General features: G+C 58.7%; 21 protein-coding genes and 2 pseudogenes. 15 read left to right on the top strand and 8 right to left on the bottom strand.

All coding sequences use genetic code 11. The features are described 5' to 3' along the window. The first annotated feature begins 63 nt into the window (after positions 1 to 63). The 3 genes from fdhD (at position 64) to FBY04_RS00250 (ending at position 4,084) form a co-directional block, all read left to right on the top strand. Entirely contained in the window at positions 64 to 903 is an 840-nt protein-coding gene (gene fdhD / locus FBY04_RS00260; protein ID WP_084318269.1) for a formate dehydrogenase accessory sulfurtransferase FdhD, read from the top strand. Next, positions 900 to 3,248, top strand: coding sequence for an FdhF/YdeP family oxidoreductase (locus tag FBY04_RS00255; RefSeq protein WP_145314151.1), 2,349 nt, complete (start codon positions 900 to 902; stop codon positions 3,246 to 3,248). The genes fdhD and FBY04_RS00255 overlap by 4 nt, the downstream gene beginning before the upstream one ends. A 359-nt stretch (positions 3,249 to 3,607) precedes the next feature. Beyond that, a complete protein-coding gene (locus FBY04_RS00250) occupies positions 3,608 to 4,084 on the top strand; it encodes a glycine zipper domain-containing protein (RefSeq protein WP_145314149.1) in 477 nt (158 codons plus the stop codon). Between the two features lie 70 nt (positions 4,085 to 4,154). On the opposite strand, the gene FBY04_RS00245 is transcribed toward FBY04_RS00250, so the two are convergent. The 4 genes from FBY04_RS00245 to FBY04_RS00230 form a co-directional block, all read right to left on the bottom strand. Next, on the bottom strand, positions 4,155 to 4,586 hold the full coding sequence (locus tag FBY04_RS00245) for a thioesterase family protein (protein ID WP_084318272.1): 432 nt from the start codon (positions 4,584 to 4,586) through the stop codon (positions 4,155 to 4,157). 176 nt (positions 4,587 to 4,762) lie between these two features. Next, positions 4,763 to 5,989, bottom strand: coding sequence for a 3-hydroxyacyl-CoA dehydrogenase (locus FBY04_RS00240; protein ID WP_145314147.1), 1,227 nt, complete (start codon positions 5,987 to 5,989; stop codon positions 4,763 to 4,765). Between the two features lie 228 nt (positions 5,990 to 6,217). Then, positions 6,218 to 8,152 carry an ATP-dependent DNA helicase RecQ gene (locus tag FBY04_RS00235; protein WP_145314145.1) on the bottom strand — a complete coding sequence of 645 codons (1,935 nt, stop codon included), beginning with the start codon at positions 8,150 to 8,152 and terminating at the stop codon, positions 6,218 to 6,220. A gap of 284 nt (positions 8,153 to 8,436) precedes the next feature. Further along, entirely contained in the window at positions 8,437 to 8,940 is a 504-nt protein-coding gene (locus FBY04_RS00230) for a polysaccharide deacetylase (protein ID WP_084318275.1), read from the bottom strand. Between the two features lie 295 nt (positions 8,941 to 9,235). On the opposite strand from FBY04_RS00230, the gene FBY04_RS00225 reads away from it, so the two are divergent. The 8 genes and pseudogenes from FBY04_RS00225 (at position 9,236) to FBY04_RS00190 (ending at position 14,508) form a co-directional block, all read left to right on the top strand. Next, a complete protein-coding gene (locus tag FBY04_RS00225) occupies positions 9,236 to 9,511 on the top strand; it encodes a hypothetical protein (RefSeq protein ID WP_145314143.1) in 276 nt (91 codons plus the stop codon). 432 nt (positions 9,512 to 9,943) lie between these two features. Next, positions 9,944 to 10,248 (top strand): annotated as a pseudogene (locus FBY04_RS32570) (hypothetical protein). Positions 10,249 to 10,400: 152 nt separating this feature from the next. Next, complete coding sequence (locus tag FBY04_RS00215; RefSeq protein ID WP_145314141.1) at positions 10,401 to 10,844, top strand: M1 family metallopeptidase; 444 nt, start codon at positions 10,401 to 10,403, stop codon at positions 10,842 to 10,844. Continuing rightward, positions 10,844 to 11,125: a type II toxin-antitoxin system RelE/ParE family toxin gene (locus tag FBY04_RS00210; protein WP_145314139.1), complete on the top strand. Its 282-nt coding sequence runs from the start codon at positions 10,844 to 10,846 to the stop codon at positions 11,123 to 11,125. Before FBY04_RS00215 ends, FBY04_RS00210 begins: the two co-directional genes overlap by 1 nt. 105 nt (positions 11,126 to 11,230) lie before the next feature. Next, positions 11,231 to 11,584, top strand: a complete 354-nt coding sequence (locus FBY04_RS00205; protein ID WP_145314137.1) for a DUF1493 family protein — start codon at positions 11,231 to 11,233, stop codon at positions 11,582 to 11,584. A 204-nt stretch (positions 11,585 to 11,788) separates the two neighbouring features. Then, on the top strand, positions 11,789 to 12,283 hold the full coding sequence (locus FBY04_RS00200) for a helix-turn-helix domain-containing protein (RefSeq protein WP_145314135.1): 495 nt from the start codon (positions 11,789 to 11,791) through the stop codon (positions 12,281 to 12,283). Then, positions 12,280 to 13,551, top strand: a complete 1,272-nt coding sequence (locus FBY04_RS00195; protein WP_145314133.1) for a type II toxin-antitoxin system HipA family toxin — start codon at positions 12,280 to 12,282, stop codon at positions 13,549 to 13,551. Before FBY04_RS00200 ends, FBY04_RS00195 begins: the two co-directional genes overlap by 4 nt. 102 nt (positions 13,552 to 13,653) lie before the next feature. Then, positions 13,654 to 14,508 carry a DMT family transporter gene (locus tag FBY04_RS00190; RefSeq protein ID WP_145314400.1) on the top strand — a complete coding sequence of 285 codons (855 nt, stop codon included), beginning with the start codon at positions 13,654 to 13,656 and terminating at the stop codon, positions 14,506 to 14,508. A 60-nt stretch (positions 14,509 to 14,568) separates the two neighbouring features. Here FBY04_RS00190 and FBY04_RS00185 read toward each other — a convergent pair whose 3' ends face one another. Together FBY04_RS00185 and hslO are read right to left on the bottom strand one after the other, a co-directional pair. Further along, positions 14,569 to 16,110, bottom strand: coding sequence for a phosphoenolpyruvate carboxykinase (locus FBY04_RS00185; RefSeq protein WP_145314131.1), 1,542 nt, complete (start codon positions 16,108 to 16,110; stop codon positions 14,569 to 14,571). A gap of 179 nt (positions 16,111 to 16,289) precedes the next feature. Continuing rightward, on the bottom strand, positions 16,290 to 17,192 hold the full coding sequence (hslO, locus tag FBY04_RS00180) for an Hsp33 family molecular chaperone HslO (RefSeq protein WP_084318284.1): 903 nt from the start codon (positions 17,190 to 17,192) through the stop codon (positions 16,290 to 16,292). A gap of 101 nt (positions 17,193 to 17,293) precedes the next feature. Between hslO and FBY04_RS32565 the strand changes: the two are divergent. Beyond that, positions 17,294 to 17,518: pseudogene (locus FBY04_RS32565) on the top strand (phosphoesterase); the annotation flags it as partial. Between the two features lie 160 nt (positions 17,519 to 17,678). On the opposite strand, the gene FBY04_RS00170 reads toward FBY04_RS32565, so the two are convergent. Further along, complete coding sequence (locus tag FBY04_RS00170; RefSeq protein WP_017335914.1) at positions 17,679 to 18,086, bottom strand: RNA-binding S4 domain-containing protein; 408 nt, start codon at positions 18,084 to 18,086, stop codon at positions 17,679 to 17,681. A gap of 116 nt (positions 18,087 to 18,202) precedes the next feature. Between FBY04_RS00170 and FBY04_RS00165 the strand changes: the two genes are divergently transcribed. The 3 genes from FBY04_RS00165 to rimK are packed head-to-tail and all read left to right on the top strand — an operon-like array spanning position 18,203 to position 20,380. After that, positions 18,203 to 18,982, top strand: coding sequence for an EAL domain-containing protein (locus FBY04_RS00165; protein ID WP_145314399.1), 780 nt, complete (start codon positions 18,203 to 18,205; stop codon positions 18,980 to 18,982). Positions 18,983 to 19,016: 34 nt separating this feature from the next. After that, positions 19,017 to 19,478 carry an ATP-dependent zinc protease gene (locus tag FBY04_RS00160; protein ID WP_174602649.1) on the top strand — a complete coding sequence of 154 codons (462 nt, stop codon included), beginning with the start codon at positions 19,017 to 19,019 and terminating at the stop codon, positions 19,476 to 19,478. Beyond that, positions 19,475 to 20,380 carry a 30S ribosomal protein S6--L-glutamate ligase gene (gene rimK, locus FBY04_RS00155; protein WP_007949201.1) on the top strand — a complete coding sequence of 302 codons (906 nt, stop codon included), beginning with the start codon at positions 19,475 to 19,477 and terminating at the stop codon, positions 20,378 to 20,380. The genes FBY04_RS00160 and rimK overlap by 4 nt, the downstream gene beginning before the upstream one ends. A 127-nt stretch (positions 20,381 to 20,507) precedes the next feature. Here rimK and FBY04_RS00150 read toward each other — a convergent pair whose 3' ends face one another. Further along, on the bottom strand, positions 20,508 to 21,821 hold the full coding sequence (locus FBY04_RS00150) for an ATP-binding protein (protein ID WP_084318288.1): 1,314 nt from the start codon (positions 21,819 to 21,821) through the stop codon (positions 20,508 to 20,510). Between the last annotated feature and the right edge of the window lie 23 nt (positions 21,822 to 21,844).

The raw sequence follows: 21,844 nt of genomic DNA, 5'->3' as shown, positions 1-21,844 counted from the left end.
GCGATTAGACGCGACAACTTGACGCGCATAGGCTTAAACCTGACCAAACCGTCGGTGATGCTCATGAACGCCAAGCGTCCTGTTTGTGCGGCGCCAGCCCTCGAAACGCCCGCGCCCTCCGCCAGCCAAACGTACAGTTACAGCGATCTTCAATACGTCGAATCGGCCAGCACCGCGCTGGCGGAAGAAGTTGCGCTGGCGATTGCCTATAACGGCATCAGCCAGGCGGTGATGCTGGTGACACCGACAGACCTGGAAGACTTCATCGTCGGTTTCAGCCTCGGCAGCGGCATCATCCAGGACGCTTCCGACATTTATGACCTGCAACTCAGCGGCTCGGGGTCGGCGCAATACGCGCAAGTGACCATCGCCAACCGCGCCTTCTGGAACCTCAAGCAGCAGCGTCGGCAACTGGCCGGCACCAGCGGTTGCGGGCTCTGTGGCGTGGAAGCGGTCGAGCAGGCCTTGCCGGATCTCGAGGTGTTGCCCGGCGCGCCCCTTCCGCCCGCCGAATGGCTCGACGGCCTGCGCCAGCGCATCGGCGCGTTCCAGCCACTCGGTCAGCATTGCGGCGCCGTGCATGCGGCAGTGTTCATGAACGCCAATGGCGAATTGCTGCTGGGTCGCGAAGACATTGGCCGACACAACGCCCTCGACAAGCTGATTGGCGGGCTGATCCGGCAAAAAATACCAACCACCGGCGGCCTGGCGATTGTCACCAGCCGTTGCAGCCTGGAACTGATCCAGAAAGTGTTGCGCGCAGGCATCCAGACCCTCGTCAGCCTGTCGGCGCCCACCGGCCTTGCCGTGCAATGGGCCCGTCGTCACAACTTAAACCTTATCCATTTGCCACAGAAGAATGCGCCGCGGGTCTATAGCCCAGCGTTGGAGAATCAAGCGTGAGTCAACACCGTCAAGCCGACCAGACACCCGTCCCCCGTTACAAGCCCTACAAAGGCCCGGCCGGTGGCTGGGGCGCGCTGATCAGCGTTGCCCAGGCCTGGTTGACCAGCGACAACGCGCTGAAAAACCTGCGCATGATGCTCAAGACCAATAAGAACGGCGGGTTCGACTGCCCCGGTTGCGCCTGGGGCGATTCCAATGAAGCCGGCATGGTGGCGTTCTGCGAAAACGGTGCCAAAGCGGTGAACTGGGAAGCGACCAAACGCCGTGTCGACGGCAAGTTCTTCGCCAAACACAGCGTCACTCAGTTGCTGGAGCAGAGCGACTACTGGCTTGAATATCAGGGCCGCCTGACCGAGCCATTGAGGTACAACGCCGAAACCGATCGCTACCAACCGATCAGCTGGGACGATGCGTTTGCCCTGATCGCCAAGCATCTGCGCGGTTTGTCGAGCCCGAATCAGGCCGAGTTCTATACCTCAGGGCGTGCCAGCAACGAAGCGGCGTACCTCTATCAGTTGTTCGTGCGCGCCTATGGCACCAACAACTTCCCCGACTGCTCGAACATGTGCCACGAGGCCAGCGGTGTCGCGTTGGCGCAGAGCGTTGGCGTCGGCAAAGGCACCGTGACCTTCGACGACTTCGAACACGCCGATGCGATTTTCGTCTGGGGCCAGAACCCCGGCACCAACCACCCGCGGATGCTCGAACCGCTGCGTGAAGCGGTCAAACGTGGCGCACAAGTGGTGTGCATCAACCCGCTGAAAGAGCGGGGGCTGGAGCGTTTCCAGCACCCGCAACACCCGATCGAAATGCTCACCAATGGCGACAAGCCGACCAATACCGCGTACTTCCGTCCGGCACTGGGCGGCGACATGGCGATCATGCGCGGCATGGCCAAGTTCCTGCTGCAATGGGAGCGCGATGCGCAGAAGGCGGGTGAGCCTGCGGTGTTCGACCACGATTTCCTCAATGAACACAGCGTCAACGTGCTGGACTACCTGGGCATCGTTGACGACACGTCGTGGGAACAGATCGTCGAGCAATCCGGCCTGCCCCTTGTCGAGATCGAAAAAGCTGCGCGCATGTACGCCAAGGGCAAGAACGTCATCATGTGTTGGGCCATGGGCATTACCCAGCATCGTCATTCGGTGGCGACCATCCAGGAAATTGCCAACCTGATGCTGCTACGCGGCAACATCGGCCGGCCGGGCGCAGGCCTGTGCCCGGTGCGGGGCCACAGTAACGTGCAGGGCGACCGGACCATGGGCATCAACGAGCGTCCGCCGATGGCGTTCCTCGACGCCCTGGAACGTCGCTTCCAGTTCAAGGTGCCGCGTGAAAACGGCCACAACGTGGTTGAAGCGATTCACGCCATGGCCGAAGGTCGGGCAAAAGTGTTCATCGCCCTGGGCGGCAACTTCGCCCAGGCCACCCCCGACAGTCCACGGACCTTCAAGGCTCTGAGCAATTGTGACCTGACCGTGCAGATCAGCACCAAGCTCAACCGCAGCCACCTGGCCCACGGTAAAGACGCGCTGATCCTGCCGTGCCTGGGCCGGACCGACATCGACCGGCAAACCGAAGGCCCTCAGGCAGTGACCGTCGAAGACTCGTTCAGCATGGTCCACGCCTCCAACGGCCAGTTGGAGCCGCTGTCGAACCAGATGCGCTCGGAGCCAGCGATTCTTGCCGGTATCGCGGCCGCCACGCTGGGCAGCCACCCGGTGGACTGGAACTGGCTGGTGGCGGACTACAGCCGCATCCGCGACCTGATTGCTGACACCATTCCCAACTTCAAGAACTTCAACGAGAAGATCAAGAACCCTGGTGGTTTTTACCTCGGCAACAGTGCCGGTGCGCGTAAATGGAACACCGCGTCAGGCCGGGCCAATTTCCGACCGAACGTATTGCCCAAGGACCTGGTGCACGAGCGCACTCGCGCCACTGGCGTATTGCCGGACCTGATCCTGCAGTCGATGCGTTCCCACGATCAATACAACACGACCATCTATGGCCTGAATGACCGTTACCGCGGTGTGAAAGGTCAGCGCGACGTGTTGTTCGTCAACGAAGCCGACATCATTCGCCTGGGCTTCAAGCCTGGCCAGAAGGCCGACATCGTGTCGATCTGGGACGATGGCGTTGAGCGCCGGGTGAAGGGCTTCACGCTGCTGGCGTTTGATATTCCTGCTGGGCAGGCTGCCGCGTATTATCCGGAAGTGAACCCGCTGGTGCCGCTGGAGAGCACCGGGGACGGCAGCCATACGCCGACGTCGAAGTTTGTCGCGATTCGGTTGGAAGCGGCGAGTGAGACTGGGTTGATCATGGCGAAGTCGGCATAATGCTTCGCCTGATCTGACGCAATCGCGAGCAAACCCGCTCCCACAGGATTTGTGTGTTGAACACAATAACTGTGACCCACAGAGATCTCTGTGGGAGCGGGCTTGCCCGCGAAAGCGTTTGACCTGCCAACTCTTATCTCGACACTGCTCCAGCACTTTCCAAACGCCCACAAAAAAGGCCGTTTTTTCACAAAAACGGCCATTCCGAAGTAGCTAAAGACCGGCGAAAAACACTTAAGTTCCAGCCAAAAAACAGCAACTTAGGTATATTTTCTGAAGTCGTGTCATTCGTCGGATATCGATTGTAAGCACCGTTCCTCAGCCTCAGGATCGCGCCGTCATCCCCTTGAGGTTCCTCTATGAAGTTCTCCTCGATTCTCTTGTTGTCCCTTGGCCTGGTCAGTGGCTTCGCTTCTGCCGGAGGCACCACCGAAGCAGGTGTGGGCGGCGCATTGGGCGGGGTTTTGGGCTCGGTCGTCGGTCAATCGTTAGGCGGCAACACAGGTTCAACCATTGGCGCAGCCTTGGGCGGTGCGGGTGGTAGCGCAGTCGGCGCAGACAAACGCAGCCGTGGTGAAGCAGCCATTGGCGGTGCGTTGGGCGCAGCGGGCGGTAACGTGGTCGGCCGCAGCATGGGCGGCACCACCGGCAGCCTGATCGGCTCCGCAGCAGGCGGCGGCGCCGGTGGCGCGCTGGGTAACTACATGGGTAACAAGAGCGATGACGACGATGATGATCGTCGTGGCCATGGCGATCGCCGTTACTACCGTGATGGTCACCATGATCGTGGCCACCACTACGGTCACCGCAAGCACAAGCATCGCTATCGCGACTGAGGCTTGAATCGCCTCGCTTACCGGTAGATCAAAAAATCGCAGCCCTCGGGCTGCGATTTTTTTTTGCCCCTCAAACCACCAACCGCTCCAGCGCCCCGCGTAAACCGACAGGAATCGCCACCGGCTGATTCGACGTCCGATCCACAAACACATGCACGAAACGCCCCGCCGCACAGGCTTCGTCTTCGCCGGCCTTGAACACCGCCAGCTCGTATTGCACAGAGCTGTTGCCCAACTTGCCCACCCGTAAACCGATCTCGATCCGGTCGGGGAAAGCGATGGAGGCAAAGTAATCACACGCCGAACTCACGACAAAACCCACGACTTCGCCGTCATGAATATCCAGGCCGCCGACTTCGATCAGATAAGTGTTCACCGCTGTGTCGAAGAAGCTGTAGTAGGTGACGTTGTTGACGTGACCGTAGGCATCGTTGTCGTGCCAGCGAGTGGTGATGGGCTGGAAATGCGGGTAATCGGTGCGTTGGGGCGTCGGGTTGGACATCAATGTCGGTTCCTTGAGTTGGACTGCGAGTTTAAGGCGAAAACCGCGTTATCGTTCTTCGCGAGCAAGCCCGCTCCCACAAGGGATCGTGGTTCATCCACAAACTCAGTGTTCACAGAAGATCAACTGTGGGAGCGGGCTTGCTCGCGAAGGCGCCGGCACAGGCGCTGGGCCAATCACCTGTCAGCAAACCCTTTACCCACCGCCGCCAACTCCCCAATCAACCGCGCCGGCTGCCAGTGATCGCCTTGCCGGGTTTCAAGCGCCAACAACCGCTGATGAATATCCGCCAACCCCTGCTGATCCGCCCAGGCCATCGGCCCGCCCTTGTCCGCCGGAAAGCCATAGCCGTTGAGGTACACCAGGTCGATGTCGTGCGCCGATTCGGCAATCCCTTCCTGAAGAATCTTCGCCCCCTCGTTGACCAGTGCCAGCAAACAGCGCTCCAGAATTTCCTCAGGCCCGATCTCGCGACGCTGGAAGCCCAATCCTTCGCTGACTGCCAGCACCAGCGCATCCACCTCCACATCGTGCTCAGCCTGGCGACTGCCCGCTTTGTAGTGGTAATAACCGTTGCCACTCTTCTGGCCGAAACGCCCCAGTTCGCACAGGCGGTTATCCACCTGAACCTGCGGCGCATCCTGACCGACACCGGCCAGTTCCCGCGCGCGCCATTGCAGGTCGATGCCGACCACATCTAACATGCGAAACGGCCCCATCGCGAAACCGAAGCCCTGCAGCGCCGCATCCACCTGATAGGGATAAGCGCCCTCAAGCAGCATCTTGCGCGCTTCGAGCACATAGGTATTGAGCATGCGATTGCCGATGAAGCCCTCGCAGTTGCCCGACACGACGCTGACCTTGCCCATGCGTTTACCCAGTTCCAGCGCGGCATCCAGCACCGCCGGCGCAGTCTGTGCGCCACGAACGATTTCCAGCAATTTCATGATGTGCGCCGGGCTGAAGAAGTGCAGGCCCAGCACTTGTTGCGGACGGCGAGTGGCCGCGGCGATCGCGTCGATATCCAGCGCCGACGTGTTGCTGGCGAGAATGGCTTCGGGCTTGAGCAGGCCATCCAGTTCGCGGAATATTTTCTGCTTGAGCTCAAGGTTTTCGTACACCGCTTCAATCACCAGATCGACATCGCGGATCGCCGCGTAATCGGCAGCCGCCGAGATCCGTGCAACACGAGCGTCGGCCTCGGCCTGATCGATCCGCCCCTGACGCACGTTGTGCGCGCAGGTCTCGGCCACGGTGGCCAGAGCCTGCTCAAGCATCTGCGGATTGTTATCGACCCACTGCACCGGCACCCCGGCGTTGGCCAGGCACATGACAATGCCACGGCCCATGGTGCCCGCCCCGATCACGGCGGCGCGCTGAATGTTGAACGGTGTCTGGCTCATGGTTGTTCTCTTGTTGGCGATCCAAAGACAGCCCCCACCATAGTCAGCCACCGGGCTTTTTAGAAATTTATTCCTGTGATGGCGGACATTCAGCGGATGGATGCGTCTCAGCCAGACACTGAGATCCCTGTGGGAGCGGGCTTGCTCGCGAAAGCGGTGTATCAGCCGTCATCAATGTTGAATGAAAAACCGAATTCGCGAGCAGGCCCGCTCCCACAAGGTCACCGTTCATTTGGGTAAATGCGCTTCAGCCCACCCTCGCACTTCGCCATACGGATAATCCTCCAGCACCCCAAACCCCGAAATCGACCGTACCTTGAGCTTGGTAAACAGCGGCACACTGATCCCGCACAAAAACCGCGTCACGCGCTCGGCTGAGGGAATACTGCCGACGTGCTGTTCATGCTTGTGGATAAAATCACCGCACAGCGCCTCGAAGTTTTTATCCACAAGCGCCGGCAACTCGGGTGGTGCGGGCAATCGCGCCACGTTCCCGTGACACACCGAACAATGCCCGCACTGCTGCGGCGCGTTTTCGTCGCCGAAATACTCGGCCAGTCGATAACCCAGGCAGACGTCAGTGGCGAACAGATCCAGCATGGCGTGAATCCGCGCGATCTCGGTGCGTTCGTGCTGGGTGAAACAGGCATGCAGTTCGGCACTCAACGCCTGACTGTCGAAGTCCGTTTGCAACAGGCTGTAGACCTCGGTCATCTGCTTGCTTTCCAGCTCGACCCAGCCTTTCTCCTGGAAATAATCCAGTGCCTTGACCACCCGATCGCGCTCGGCCCGATGCTGCTCGTACAACGCATCGAAATTAACCGTGGCCCAGGTCCGCGCCCGAGTGGACGTCTGGATGATTGCTGCCACGAAGTCCTTGCGCTCACCTTCGAAGCGGGCGAGCACGTCTTCCGGCTCCTGCAAATACTTGAAACGGTATTCGGCGTAATAGGCGTAACGCGGGGCGATGATTCCACGCAGCTCCAATTGCACCAGCAAGGTCTTGAGCGGTAGCTGGCGGATGTTGCTCTGGTCCGCCAACGGCCCCAGCAGAAACTCCCATTGCCCCTCAGGCGCAGTGGCTTGCAATTCGTCGAGCACGTGACGGATGCCGTCCAGTTCCGGCGTGTCGCCGTAGACGAAGTTTTCCAGCACGTTGAGGCTGTCGCGGTTGGCCAGTACCAGGCAGTCCGATGGCTGTCCGTCACGCCCGGCGCGACCGATTTCCTGACTGTAGTTTTCGATGGATTTGGGCAGGTCGAAATGCACCACGTTGCGGATGTCACTCTTGTCGATGCCCATGCCAAACGCGATGGTCGCGACGATGCAATTGGACTGTCCGCCCATAAAGCGCTTTTGAATCGCTTCCCGTTGTTCATGGGGCAAACCGGCGTGATACGCCTCGGCCTGCACGCCGTTACGCCCCAAGTGTTCGGCGATGTGCTCGGCGGTTTTCTGCAGGGTGACGTAGACGATACTCGGCTGGCCGGGACGTTCACGCATCCATTCGACCAGGCGTCGGCGTTTGTCGGGACCGCGCACCGGCTCCACCAGCAAATTGAGGTTCGGCCGATAGAAGCCGGTGGTGACCACGTCTTCAGGGGCGATGGCGAATTTGGCCTGCATATCCGCGATCACTTTCGGGGTCGCAGTGGCGGTCAGCAGCAACGCTTGAGGGATGTTGAACTGACGCTGGTAGTCCGGAAGCTTGAGGTAGTCGGGGCGGAAGTTATGGCCCCACTCCGAGATGCAATGCGCCTCATCCACCACCAACAGTGAGATCGGCACTTGCTGCAAGAAATTGCGAAAGCGCTCGTTCTTCAGACGCTCCACGGAAATCATCAGAATCTTCAACTCGCCGGACTTGGCGCGGGCCATCACATCGCTGGCGTCGTCGCGGCTCTGGGCCGAATCGATACTGCCCGCCGCGATACCGTGTCGCTGCAGAAACGCCAATTGATCCTGCATCAACGCCAGCAACGGCGAGACCACCAGCGTCAGGTGCGGCAGCAACACCGCCGACATCTGGTAACACAAGGACTTGCCTGAGCCCGTGGGGAAAATCGCCGCCGCCGAGCGCCCGGCCAACACCGCGCTGATCGCCGCCTCCTGGCCGGGCCGAAACTGTGGATAACCGAAAACCTGTTCCAGGGTGTTGTGCATAAGCTGTCACTCCGTTGACCGCTGCGAAGCCCAAAGCCTAGCCGGCGATCGCAGCGAGTCGAGAAAAGGTCGGGGTCAAAAACGATACGGGATGATACAGCGGATGGTGCGGGGGGATGGCGGGGCTTGAGGAATTGGGCGATGGGCTGGCCTCATCGCGAGCAAGCCCGCTCCCACAGGTGATCTTCAGTGAACCCGGGGGTTGTGTACGACCCAAAACCCTTGTGGGAGTGGGCTTGCTCGCGAAGAGGCCAGCAAAAACACTGCAAAAACATCGGGCAAACTCAGGGCACCAACACCGCCACCCGCAGCTGCTCATTCAACGCCTGCTCATGAAACACCTGACTCTTGCTCGCCCAGGCCGCATGAGCCGGGCTGATTTCGCCAGTGAACGCCGCCGCCAACTGACGCAAATCAGCGACGCTTCGCACACGCGGGCAGAACGGTTCGCCGTCGCAGTTCTGGCTGGCGTTACGGTAGGTGGTCAGCAATCGATCCCACAAGCCATCACGCACCTGTCGCACAGACTTGAGCTTAACCGCCTGCACGCCCAGACGCTGCTTCAGACCCTGTTCGTCCAGCGCTTCACTGGCCAGCAGCGCCTTGCCGAACATCAACACATCGGCGCGGGACGCGGTGTCCATGTTCGCCTGAGTGGTGAGGGCGTCCGGCCAGCCGGTGCGGTCCATGTTGGCCAGCACCATCGAGTTACCCGCGTCAGCCGCGCCCGTCAAACGACAAACACCCGCCCATAACAACAAAACCGAGGCCATACGTAGCCACTGCATACCTAATTCCCTTTAAGTGCTTAACCAGGCATTTTCGAAATGCCCTACAGATTCTGGCGCGCACGATACAGAGGTTTGCTGCGCTGCGCCTGACAAACACGTAGGAAAATTCACCAGTAAGGGTTTTGATTAAAAAAACCTCGGGAAACGCGTAGGGCGAATGCCCGAAGACCAGTAAATCCCCTACAAGCTGTGTCGATTGCGCCCGTATTGCCGCATCGCGTCGTCCGCTTCATAGTTTTCGGCGCGGCTGAAACAGTGTCGGCCTGCCAGACTTCCTACAGGACTGACCCAGATGCAAGACCGCTATTGCCCACTCAAAAGCCGCTACAGCGACACCCCGGTCCTGGTCATTGACACCGAGGCCGACCCACACGAAATCCTCGACGCCGCCCGCCAACGCATCCGCGCCGCCAGCGACCTGCTCGAAACGCTGTACTGCCTGTGCTTCAAACAGGCGGACGCCAGCGACATCCCCAATATCGTCAACGCGCTCTACCTGCTGACCCAGGACGGCAACGAACTCCTCGAAATCGCCCGCCAACGCCTCCCGAAAATCACCACTGGTTGATGCCCACCACAACCTCCTGTAGGAGCATGGCTTGCCTGCGAAGAACGATAACGCGGTGAATCTGGATACAAATAAACGAGAAAATTTCGTCTGGGGATAACTCCGTAGGCAACGCCCTATCAAAGCTTCATCCCGGTCCTACAACAGAAGACTCCTTGTCGCCTATCGCCAACCGGTGGCGGTACCTATAGTCGGACTGTCGCTGCCAAATCAGCGTCTCGGGCTTGGTCACTCGATGGAACACATAAACGCGTCCGTTGTATGCTGCCGACACCTCAGGTGTCTGCACGTTTTATGGTGGGCTGTGTTTGGGACGCTGTATAGCGTGCCGATCTTGTGTGTTCTTCCGGTTGACCAACCCGAACACAGTCCGCCTCCATCGCTTGGTCACGATGGCGGTGATTTCATCTGATGCATTTGAGAACACATAAAATGAATAATTCGAATCCGTACACACTCGATCGCTACCTCCCACTCAAAACCAACCTCACCGACTCCCCGCCCCGCCCCTGATCATCGACACAGAGGCCAACCCGCAAGACATCCTCGAAGCCGCCCTCCAGCGCGTTCGAGCCTCCAGCGAACTGCTCCGAACCCTGCACTGCCAAAGTTTCGAGCAAGGCGATCTCGAAGACATCCCCCACATCACTCACGCGCTCTATCTATTGACCCAAGACGGCTGCGACCTGCTCACAGTCGCCCAACAACGCATGATGGGCTGGAAAGCGCCAACCTAAGACACCGTGATCAGAGGGCATCCATCTCCGCTGTGAGCTGGCTGCCCGCGAAAAAGGATATTAATTCCTACATCCTTAATGGAGGCAAAAGATTGCAAACTATTATTGATTGCGTAGCATGTGAGCCAATAATCAGCCATAGGCTCCTTCTCATGACAACGGAAACGATTGATCACAGTGCGCTCGTTAAACTGGTTGAACGCGGCGCCGTTAACGCCACTCACATCGTAGCCAAGCAAGGTGGCTGGTTGGTTCAAGTGCAGCATGGATCACAAACACATTCCCTCGCAGCGCAACGCAGCCAGCAAATTCGTCTATTTAAACGACTCGAAACCCTAGTGATCTATTTGCAAGGAATAGGTATCAATCATTTCGATGTCGATGCATCGGGCTATGACCCTTTACAGGTAAAAACCTATTCGCGCCCCGACCGTTCTGAGGCAATGAAGCAAGTTCACGAAGCGGCTGCTTACGAGGAGTGGTTCAAGAAACAGGTTCAGGCCAGCATTGATGATCCTCGGCCAAGCGTGAGCGACGAAGAAGCGCGCCGAATCTTTGCCGCCAAACGTGATGCCATCCGTCAACGGACGCGCTGATGCGGGTAATTTGGCGCCCCTCGGCGCTGACTGACCGGGATAACATCATGAATTACATTTGCCAGGACAACCCTGACGCGGCCCTTGTTTTAGACGAAATCTTTGAGCTCAAAGCAGAGCAAGCGCGCCAGCAACCAAAGCTTTATAGAAAGGGCAGAATTCCTGGCACTCATGAAATAGTCGCCACACCAAATTACGTTATGGTTTATGTGGTCTTGGCAAAAACGGTAGAAATAATGCGGATACTGCATGCGAGACGACAATGGCCGTGGTCACCCTAGAGTTGAGGGCTACAAGAGCTTGCGACAGATCAACTCAACTGCTTGTTACTTGAAAGGAGGCGCGGAGAGCAGCTGCGCCAGCCTTTCCTCCAACTGGATGCCATCATGAACCTCGCCCCTAACTTCCCCGACGACCACACCATGCACCTGCTCATGCAGTTGCTACACGAAGAACTCGGCCTGCCCGAACGCAAAACCATCAGCCTCGCCACCTCGATCAACTTCGATTTGAGCTGCGACGGCGCTGACGCCCGGCAACTGATGGAAGCGCTGGAAGAACAGTTCGGTATCGACTTCGTGGACTACGATGCCTATCGCTACTTTCAGCCGGAAGGGTTCGATGTGCTTCTCAAGCGAAGGGCAAAGGGTCGCGGCGAGAAAGTCCCACTAACCATTGGCATGCTTTACCAAGCCGTAAAGTCGCAACGCTGGGATACCCAAACGCTTGAAGGCCTCTAGTGGATCGCATAAGTAGCATTATTCTGGCTGTTTATCGCAAATTTAGTTGGAATAATGGCAGTTTCAATAAACTGCCTTCCTTGCGTGTCGGCAGCACCGTATGACCAGACAGCGCCTTGAAACTCATTGAGGCAGTCCAGCAAATCACCACACAAGTGCTATTATTCTGGCAGTTAACTTCTAAAAGCGAAGGAATAATGGCACATGGCTAAGAAAACAGCGCCCCTGCTGCCAGCCTCATCCAGACTGCTCGCAGAGTTTGGCGAACGACTGAAACTCGCTCGATTACGTCGCAGGCTGACAGCCAAGCAAGTCGCTGAGAGAGCAGGCATGTCACTGACAACGCTTCGCTCCCTTGAGTCCGGCGGCTCAGGCGTGACGATGGGGGCCTATGTTTCTGTGATGCAGGTCCTCGGCCTTGAGAAAGACTTGAGCAAGCTCGCCGAAGCGGATGAGTTGGGTCGCCAACTGCAAGATGCGCAATTGATTCCCCGAGCGAACGCAGCAACCAGTAAACGCCAACGAGTGCGCAACGTGACTTCAACGAAAGCGCCGTCCCCCATCCACGACAGGACGACTGAAGCACTGGAAAACCCTATCTCCGAATTGGATATCGAGGCTGATTTCCCATTGAACACCCAGTCCTTTTCCAGTTTGTTTGACGATAAAAAATCCAGACCCAAGACGGAGAAAAAATGACACTGATCGCGGTGTATGCCGATTGGGAATCGCTGAATGGGCCAAGGCGCCTTGGGTTCCTGCATGCCACTAAGGCTCGCGCTACCATCGTGTTCGAGTTTGAGTACGACACTGCCGCATTGACCGATCCCGAGTTGAACTTCACGACGCTGGATCCCCGCATCAGGCTCTTCGAAGGGCGACAATTCCCTGGACAGCACCAAACCCGCTTCGGTGTTTTTGCCGACTCAAGCCCGGATCGCTGGGGGCAATTGCTGATGAAGCGCCGACTGGAGCGGGACATTCGCGACGGTTTTGTGCCCAAGGGCAGCAAGCTGTACGAGTCGGACTTCCTGTTAGGTGTTCATGACCTCTATCGAGTCGGTGCTATCCGCTACAAGCTCAATGACGAAGGCCATTTTCTGGATGATCGAGATGGGTTGGCAGCGCCACCCTTTATCGAACTGCGTACGCTGGAGCAGGCAAGTCGAGCGTTGGAAAACGACCCGGACAACACCTCACTCGAAGGGCGCGAATGGCTGAGAATGTTGATCGCCCCCGGTGGCTCACTGGGCGGTGCCAGGCCGAAGGCCAGCGTTGCTGACAAAAATGGTCACCTGTGGATCGCCAAGTTTCCGAGCACCCGGGACGACTATGACGTCGGCGGATGGGAATTCGTGGTGAATGTCCTGGCGAATCAATGCGGTCTGCGAGTGGCGAACGGTCTTGCGCAACGCTATGCAAGCGACCATCACTGCTTCATGGTCAAGCGCTTCGACCGCACCGCAACCGGTGGCCGGCTACATTTTGCCTCAGCCATGACCATGACCGATCGCGTGGACGGGGACGACGCATCCGTAGGTGCCAGCTATCTGGAGCTGGCAGAAGTACTCATGAAACACGGCTCGGAAACCGGCAAGGATCTTCGAGAGTTGTGGTCGCGCATCGTGTTCAACATCCTGGTCTCGAATACCGACGATCACCTGCGTAACCATGGATTCCTCCTGGATCCCGGTCGTGGCTGGCGACTGTCTGATGCTTACGACATGAACCCTGTGGCACACGCTGATGGGCTGAAGCTCAACATTACCGATGCCGACAATGCTTTGGATCTCGAACTCGCTCGCGAAGTGGCCGAGTACTTTCGGGTTGGCCGCGATGATGCGACAGAGATCATTGAGCGTTTCCAGGGGGTGGTGAGCCAGTGGCCAAAAGTGGCCAACGCAGTGGGGCTGTCGAAGCGCGAGCAGGACAATATGGCGCCTGCATTCCGACTGTCGGGAAATTAATTTTCTGTGGCCATCAAGGCCGAACGCTGGAACACTCCGATGGCTGGAAGCGCCTCTGGCTTCTGCAGCACACACCTATAAGGACATAGCGTGGACGTACTGATGGGTTTACTCGCCGCCTTGCTGTGGGGTGGCACGGATTTTCTGGTGGGTTTGAATGCCCGCGCAGTGGGCGTCAAACGCGCGGTGTATTTCGGTCAGGCGCTGGGATTCAGCATCATGAGCCTGCTGCTGATGGCCTTCCCCGCGTTCATCCTCAAATCGATTTCGGCGCCACTCACTGTCTGGCTGATCGGCATTGTCGCCGCCGTGCTGACCGTGTCAGGTGCCCTCGCCTTATCCAAAGCGTTTGCCCTTGGCAAAGCGTCTATTGTTGCGCCACTGGTGACCTCTTACGGGGTAGTAACGACGTTGCTGTCCTGGGCCGGCGGTGAACAGATCAGCCTGATTCAACTGCTTTGCATTGCTCTGTGCGTGATCGGGGTCATTCTCTCCAGCATTCATTCCGACTCGAAGATTCCACACACGACTCAAGCCACCAGCTCCATTATCTATGCGCTGTTGGCCGCTGTTTTCTACGGCGCCAGCTTCTGGCTGCAAGGTCACTTCGTACTTCCAGTGCTTGGACCGGTGACGATGCTTTGGCTCGCGTATCTGATCGGACTGATCGTGCTGGTGGTCATGGTTCTGAAGATCGAGGATGGTCTGAAAATTCCGCCGTTGAAAAACTGCATGACGCTGACCGGCGCCAGCCTGATGAACCTGGGAGGATTTTCTTCATTCGCCTGGGGCGCGGTGGCTGGATCGGTTTCGGTAGTAACAGTGATCAGCACGCTATCCGGGGGAATCGCGGCGATCCTCGGATATGTGTTCTTCAAGGAGAGACTGGCGAAGATACAGGTGCTTGGCGTGGTTCTGGTATTGGTCGGCGCGTTCGTTTTACATCTGAAAACATGAATCCCGCCCACAAAAAAGCCGCCCTTAAAGGACGGCTTTTTCATTTCGCTAAACCAAGCCTTACAACTTCGGCCCAGCAGCCTTGATCGCGTCGCTCACGTCGAACTTCTTGAAGTTCTCAACGAACAACCCGGCCAGTGCTTTAGCGGCTTCATCATAAGCAGCCTTGTCAGCCCAGGTATTACGCGGGTTCAACAGGCCAGTCTCAACGCCCGGTACGGCCAGTGGCACGTCGAGGTTGATGGTGTCGAGGTGTTCGGTCTCGACACCGATCAACGCGCCGCTCTGGATCGCTGCGATCACGCCGCGCGTGGTCGGGATGTTGAAGCGTTTGCCGACGCCGTAGCCGCCGCCGGTCCAACCGGTGTTGACCAGGTAGACCTTGGAGCCGAAACCGCAGATGCGCTTGATCAGCAGTTCTGCGTATTCGCCGGCCGGACGCGGGAAGAACGGTGCGCCGAAGCAGGTGGAGAAGGTCGACTTGATGCCGCTGCCGGAACCCATTTCGGTCGAGCCCACCAGTGCGGTGTAGCCGGACAGGAAGTGGTAGGCCGCTTGCTCTTCGCTGAGGATCGACACTGGCGGCAGTACGCCGGTCAGGTCGCAGGTCAGGAAGATCACAGCGTTTGGCTCGCCACCGAGGTTTTTCTCGGAACGCTTGGCAACGTGTTCCAGCGGGTAGGCGGCGCGGCTGTTCTGGGTCAGGCTGACGTCGGCGTAGTCGGCGTGCTTGGCGTCGTCGAGCACGACGTTTTCCAGGACAGCGCCGTGCTTGATGGCTTTCCAGATGACCGGCTCGTTCTTCTCGGACAGGTCGATGCACTTGGCGTAGCAGCCGCCTTCGATGTTGAAGACAACGCCTTCGCCCCAGCCGTGTTCGTCGTCGCCGATCAGGTAACGGCTTTCGTCAGCGGACAGGGTGGTTTTACCGGTGCCGGACAGGCCGAAGAACAGGGTCACGTCGCCCGCTTCGCCGATGTTGGCGGCGCAGTGCATTGGCAGTACGTCGGCAGCCGGCAGCAGGAAGTTCTGCACCGAGAACATGGCTTTTTTCATTTCACCGGCGTAACGCATGCCGGCGAGCAGCACTTTCTTCTGGGCGAAGTTGATGATCACGCAGCCGTCGGAGTTGGTGCCGTCACGCTCTGGTACGCATTCGAAGTTGGCAACGTTGAGCACTTGCCACTCTTCACGGCCAGCCGGGTTGTACTTTTGCGGGTTGATGAACAGGCAACGACCGAACAGGTTCTGCCAGGCAGTCTGGGTGGTCATCTTCACAGCCAGGTAGTGGTCTTCAGACGCACCTACATGCACGTGGGAAACGAAGTGGTCTTGCGCGTTGTTGAACGCCTCAACGCGAGCCCACAGGGCATCGAACTTGTCGGCCGGGAACTTGCGGTTGATCGGCCCCCAGGCAATGGCGGCCTGGGTGGTCGGCTCTTCAACGATGAAACGATCGACTGGCGAACGGCCGGTACGGTGACCGGTGCGAACAACCAGCGCGCCGGTATCGGCAAGCTCGCCTTCACCGCGATTCAGGGCTTCTTTAACCAGATCATCAACACTCAGATCGGTGTACACGGCGTTATTGGCTTGCGTCATGAGGTTCCCCGTCGGCCAGTGGCCGAGTGCTCCAAACGTTTTGTAGTAGAAAGTCGTGCACTACTACCGCGAAAAAAGTGGGCCGGATTATGCCAGAAAAGCCCAAAAAAAGTAGGGCCCTCCCGTCGTAACGGCGTTATTCCGGCACTATCCAGTGAATTTACCTGCGCTGAACCGTTTTAGTGACGGGTATCTGACGGCGTCTCGACACCCGCGCCAGCGAACAATTGGCTGATATCGGCGGCATCGAACAGGTAACGCTGATTGCAGAACTGGCAATCGATCTCGATGTGACCACCGTGTTCGATGACCAGTGCCTGGGCATCTTCCTGACCCAAACTGACCAGTGCATTGGCAGAACGTTCGCGCGAGCAACTGCAACGGAAGCGTAGCTTCTGCACATCGAACAGCCGAACCTGCTCCTCGTGGTAGAGGCGATGGAGCACGGTTTCGTTGTCCAGGCTGAGCAATTCATCGGCCGTCAGGGTGCCGGCCAGTGCAGTGACATGCTGCCAACTGGCGGCGCGCTCTTCTTCGTCTTTCAGACGGTCGGCGGGCAATTGCTGCAGCAACAGGCCGCGGGAGCGACGGCCATCGGCGTACAGCCAGAAACGCGTGCCTACCTGCTGGGACATGACGAAGTAATTAGTGAAACACTCCGACAGGGTTTCGCCATCCAGGTCGACGATGCCCTGATAGCGCTGGCCCTGGGTCGGGTCGACGGTCAGCGCCAGTACGCCGTTGGGCATCAGGTCGGCGAGGGTCGCATCGGGGGCGATCTGGTCGGCCTCGTAGCGGGCCAGGCCTCGGATTTCGCGCTCGCTGGAACATTCGATCATCAACAGTGGCACCGGGCCGTCGGAGCGGGCCTGGAGAATCAGCAAACCATCGAACTTCAAGGTGCCGACCAGCAACGACGCCGCGGCCATCAGTTCGCCGAGCAGTTGTTTTACCGGCTCCGGGTAAGCGTGTTTGGCGAGAACTTCGGCGTAGCTGCGCTCCAACGACACCAGCTCGCCGCGGGTGTCGCTGTCATCGAAGATGAAGCGTTGGGTGTAGTCGGTATCCGGTAGCTCGGTCATAGGTCTGGGTATCTGAAGTGATGACAAATAATTGCAAAACGTGAAATTTCGCCTCCACGGCACCATTTCGGTGCGCGATGTTCAGCCAAGGGAGGCATTTTATGAACAATCCGGGTTTGTTCCAAGCAAGGTGGAATGCCCGCCAGTTGGCGTTCTGCAATGTTGTGCCTCTGGCACTGCTGGCCTTCTGTTTATGGCCTACGGGTCAGAGGCAGTGTGTGTTTTTCGACGGGTGGCTGTTTCACCCACTCAATTCGCCGCTGGCGACTAACCCGATATGGCTGCACATCTGGGCAATTGCAAGTCTGCGACCTTTCGATGCGGTCGGCCGATGGTTTCGCGGATGAGGGCGGTGTAGCGCTTCAGCTGGTGACGCGGTGATCCTGAAAGATCGCAGCCTTCGGCAGCTCCTGCATGGGAATGCGTACACCCGTAGGAGCTGCCGAAGGCTGCGATCTTTTTGCAGGCAACACACATCTGCCAGCCCTACTCGTCGTTACTGCTCCCACGGAATTTAAACAAGTCCCGCCGCTGTTTCTTGCTCGGCTTGCCATCGGTGCTCACGCCCAACGAACCGGCCTTGCGCATGGCTGCGGCAGCTTCGCGCTTGGCGATGCTGGCTTCGGTTTCGGCGTACAACGCCTGAGCCTCCGGCGCGCCACGACGCACGATCGACAACGCCTGGACCACCACCGTGCGCTCCTCGAACCCGGTACGAATCTGAAACTCGTCACCGATCCGCGGCTCCTTGCCCGGCTTGCAGCGCTCGCCCCGGCAATGCACCTTGCCGCTTTCAATCGCGGCCTTGGCCAAGGCGCGTGTTTTATAAAAACGCGCGGCCCACAACCATTTATCGAGACGGACCTTGTCGTCCTCTTCCTGTTTTTGTGCCACTTGAATTCCTCTTTCCGCCAATAGTCGGAACTGTACTACCGTTTCTGTCGGGCGCAACAACTCGGCCCTCCAGATAGAATGTGATCAAGGCCGGCTCACCGGCATGGAGTGATCGAGTGACTATATTTCCGGCTTCATTGACCTCGCCTCAGGGCAGTTGCCTGGGCTGTCAGCAAAGCGAGCCGCTGGGCTTCGATTTTGCCTTTGCCTACCAACCGATCGTCGACTTGCGGGATCAGTCGGTTTTCGCCCACGAAGCCTTGGTACGCGGTATTGCCGGGGAAGGCGCACTGTCTGTGCTTGATCAGATTACAGAGGCGAATCGCTACCGCTTCGACCAGCTCTGCCGGACTCGAGCCATTGAAGGAGCGGCTCTTCTAAACATGCAGACACACTTATCGATCAACTTCATGCCCAACGCTGTGTACCGCCCGGAACTTTGTATTCGCAGCACGCTGGAGGCCGCGAAAACACACAACTTCCCCATCGACCGCCTGATTTTCGAAACCCTGGAAAGCCAGCACGTAGATAACTATCGCCATTTGACTAATATTCTGCGTGAATACCGCGAATTCGGCTTCAAGACCGCCATCGACGATTTCGGCGCGGGCTACTCGGGGCTCAATCTGCTGGCTGATTTCCAACCGGAGCTGATCAAACTCGACATGGCACTGATCCGCGATGTCGACCGCGATCGTGTTCGTCAGGCTATCGTTCGGGGGGTTGTCACAATCTGTGCGGAGTTGGACGTTACAGTCATCGCCGAAGGCATTGAAAGCGCCGGAGAACGGGACTTCCTGACGGACTGTGGAATTTTTCTGATGCAGGGTTACTGGTTCGCCAAACCTGCATTCAAAGCGTTGGCTCAGGTATCGCCTGAAGCCTGGACGCGATAATCGCCGGTTTTTCCTATTGAAGACATTTGACCATTTGACCGTTATCGGTCTGCGCGAGTGGGTGGCGCTCCCTGATCTGGGGGTCGCGGGCCTGCGAGCAAAAATCGACACCGGCGCCAGCACTTCCAGCCTGCATGCCACCGACATCGAGCCGTTCGAGCGCGAGGGCGAGCGCTGGGTGCGCTTTACCGCGCACCTGGGCACGGTCGTGCAACTGCGGCACCGCCGCTGCGAAGCACCGCTGGTGACGATGAAATCCATCAAAAGCTCCAACGGCCAGGCGCAGAAGCGTTACGTGGTCAGCACCACCCTGGCCCTCGGTGATCGGGTCTGGCGGGTCGAATTCACCCTCGCCTGCCGCAAGTCCATGCGTTATCGCCTGTTACTCGGTTCCAAAGCCCTGATCGACGGCCAGCTGGTGGTCAATCCGGGCATTAAATATGTACAAGACAAGCCGGTGTTCCCGGTATCTACCTCTTCCACAGGTGTTGCATGAAGATCGCTGTGCTGTCGCGGAACCCGCGTCTGTATTCCACTCGTCGTCTGGTCGAAGCCGGTACCGAGCGTGGCCATGAAATGGTGGTGATCGACACCCTGCGCGCCTACATGAACATTGCCAGCCACAAGCCGCAGATCCACTACCGCGGCAAACCGCTGGAAGGCTTCGACGCGGTAATCCCGCGGATCGGGGCGTCGGTGACGTTCTATGGCTGCGCGGTGTTGCGCCAGTTCGAAATGATGGGGGTGTTTCCGCTCAACGAATCGGTGGCCATTGCCCGCTCGCGGGACAAACTGCGTTCGCTGCAATTGCTGTCACGCCGTGGAATCGGTTTGCCGGTCACCGGATTTGCGCATTCCCCGGACGACATTCCCGACCTGATCGACATGGTCAACGGCGCCCCCCTGGTGATCAAGGTGCTGGAAGGCACCCAGGGCATCGGCGTGGTGCTGTGTGAAACGGCGACGGCGGCGGAATCGGTGATCGAGGCGTTCATGGGCCTCAAGCAGAACATCATGGTTCAGGAATACATCAAGGAAGCCGGCGGTGCGGACATTCGCTGCTTCGTGGTGGGCGACAAGGTGATTGCGGCGATGAAGCGACAGGCCAAGCCTGGGGAGTTTCGCTCCAACCTGCATCGCGGCGGCAGCGCCAGTCTGATCAAGATCACGCCGGAAGAGCGCATGACCGCGCTGCGTGCGGCGAAGGTGATGGGTTTGGCGGTGGCGGGCGTGGATATCCTGCGTTCCAATCACGGGCCGCTGGTAATGGAAGTGAATTCTTCGCCGGGGCTGGAAGGGATTGAAACCACCACCGGGAAGAATGTGGCGGGGATCATCATTGAGCATCTCGAGAAGAATGGTGGGCCGAATATGACGCGGACCAAAGGCAAGGGTTAAACCGGAGATTGATGGCGGTCGAGAGGCCGCCTTCGCGAGCAAGCCCGCTCCCACATTAGACCGCGTATCCCTGTGGGAGCGGGCTTGCTCGCGAAGAGGCCATCAGCCCCACCGAAAATCCCAATTGCTAAACCGCATCCCGCGGCAACATCAACCCAAGCGGCAACCGCACCCGCGCTTCCAGCCCGCCACCAGACCGATTGCGCAACTCAACATTGCCGCCATGCATCGAAGCAATCCGCTTCACGATGGCCAATCCCAATCCAGTCCCTTTACCACCGCGAGCACGATCTCCCCGGGTAAACGGATTGAAGATCGCTTCCAGCTCCGACGGATCGATCCCCGCCCCACGGTCCATGACGCTCAGCACCACATACGGCGCGCTCACGTCCCCGGACACATAAGCCGCCACTTCGACCCCACTGCCAGCATGATGCAGTGCGTTACCGATCAGGTTGTTCAGCAGCCGCTTCATCGACACGCGACGCAACGGAAACGGCTGAATCGGCTCCAGTCGCAGGCGGACTTTCTCTTCGTTCTGGTTGTAAGGCGCGGCGACTTCGCGGACCAGATCGGTCAAGTCCACCTCTTCCACCGATTCATCGCGGCCATCGCGAATGAACGCGAGGAACTGGTCGAGAATCGCGTCCATGTCTTCGATGTCACGCACCATGTCGTCCGTCAGGTCGTTGTGGTCGCCCATCAGTTCCAGTGACAGCCGCAATCGCGTCAGTGGCGTACGCAAGTCATGGGACACCCCGGCCAGCATCAACTCGCGCTCGCGGCCAGCCTGTTCGACGTCTTCAGCCATCTGGTTGAAGGCGCGATACACCTCGGTCATCTCGCTTGGTGTATCGCTGATCGGCAGGCGCACGCTACGGCCCTGGCCAAGTTGCCTTGCGGCGTAGACCAGGCGTTTCAGAGGTTGATTGAGCTGACTGACGAAGATCCACGCCGAGGCGGTGGAGAGCAAGCCGATGGCAAGGAACCAGCCCAGCACGTTCCAGATTTTCTGGCCGCGCAACGGATGCGGGTACAGCGGCACTTTCAGCCAGCCATCACCCAGGCTCGGCGCCCGAACCCACAGCGCCGGCGGTGAGTGCATGCGCAATCGCACCTCGGTGTCGGCACCCAGCTCTGCCCGCATCTGCCGCTGGTAGATTGCGCTGTAGGGCCAGTGCTGTTCACCTTCCGGCACACCCGTGCCCACCACCCGGATCAGGGTCGCGGCTTCGGCAATCTTGTCGCGGTTGTTTTCATCCGCCGCCCAATAGGCACGCAACGTCAGGGCGACGCCGTGGCTGTATTGGCGGTCCACCAGCACGTCTTCGTTCATCAACAGATAAACCAGGGTCAGCGCCTTGGAGAACAGGACGACGATCAGCACCAGCCACAGGGTGCGGGAGAAAAAACTCTGGGGGAACCAAACGGGGGTTTTCATGGATAACCGCTACACACTTGCAG

Source organism: Pseudomonas sp. SJZ080 (assembly GCF_007828295.1).
GTDB lineage: Bacteria > Pseudomonadota > Gammaproteobacteria > Pseudomonadales > Pseudomonadaceae > Aquipseudomonas > Aquipseudomonas migulae_A.
Note: the sequence above shows the minus strand (reverse complement) of the source record. Positions and strands in the feature narration are given on the sequence as shown.

Coding starts and splice junctions, on each gene's coding strand:
- FBY04_RS00185 (WP_145314131.1), bottom strand. CDS start 16,110: ATGACGCAAGCCAATAACGCCGTGTACACCGATCTGAGTGTTGATGAT.
- FBY04_RS00250 (WP_145314149.1), top strand. CDS start 3,608: ATGAAGTTCTCCTCGATTCTCTTGTTGTCCCTTGGCCTGGTCAGTGGC.
- fdhD (WP_084318269.1), top strand. CDS start 64: ATGAACGCCAAGCGTCCTGTTTGTGCGGCGCCAGCCCTCGAAACGCCC.
- FBY04_RS00215 (WP_145314141.1), top strand. CDS start 10,401: ATGACAACGGAAACGATTGATCACAGTGCGCTCGTTAAACTGGTTGAA.
- FBY04_RS00240 (WP_145314147.1), bottom strand. CDS start 5,989: ATGAGCCAGACACCGTTCAACATTCAGCGCGCCGCCGTGATCGGGGCG.
- FBY04_RS00200 (WP_145314135.1), top strand. CDS start 11,789: ATGGCTAAGAAAACAGCGCCCCTGCTGCCAGCCTCATCCAGACTGCTC.
- hslO (WP_084318284.1), bottom strand. CDS start 17,192: ATGACCGAGCTACCGGATACCGACTACACCCAACGCTTCATCTTCGAT.
- FBY04_RS00205 (WP_145314137.1), top strand. CDS start 11,231: ATGAACCTCGCCCCTAACTTCCCCGACGACCACACCATGCACCTGCTC.
- FBY04_RS00235 (WP_145314145.1), bottom strand. CDS start 8,152: ATGCACAACACCCTGGAACAGGTTTTCGGTTATCCACAGTTTCGGCCC.
- FBY04_RS00210 (WP_145314139.1), top strand. CDS start 10,844: ATGCGGGTAATTTGGCGCCCCTCGGCGCTGACTGACCGGGATAACATC.
- FBY04_RS00195 (WP_145314133.1), top strand. CDS start 12,280: ATGACACTGATCGCGGTGTATGCCGATTGGGAATCGCTGAATGGGCCA.
- FBY04_RS00225 (WP_145314143.1), top strand. CDS start 9,236: ATGCAAGACCGCTATTGCCCACTCAAAAGCCGCTACAGCGACACCCCG.
- FBY04_RS00245 (WP_084318272.1), bottom strand. CDS start 4,586: ATGTCCAACCCGACGCCCCAACGCACCGATTACCCGCATTTCCAGCCC.
- rimK (WP_007949201.1), top strand. CDS start 19,475: ATGAAGATCGCTGTGCTGTCGCGGAACCCGCGTCTGTATTCCACTCGT.
- FBY04_RS00150 (WP_084318288.1), bottom strand. CDS start 21,821: ATGAAAACCCCCGTTTGGTTCCCCCAGAGTTTTTTCTCCCGCACCCTG.
- FBY04_RS00230 (WP_084318275.1), bottom strand. CDS start 8,940: ATGCAGTGGCTACGTATGGCCTCGGTTTTGTTGTTATGGGCGGGTGTT.
- FBY04_RS00190 (WP_145314400.1), top strand. CDS start 13,654: ATGGGTTTACTCGCCGCCTTGCTGTGGGGTGGCACGGATTTTCTGGTG.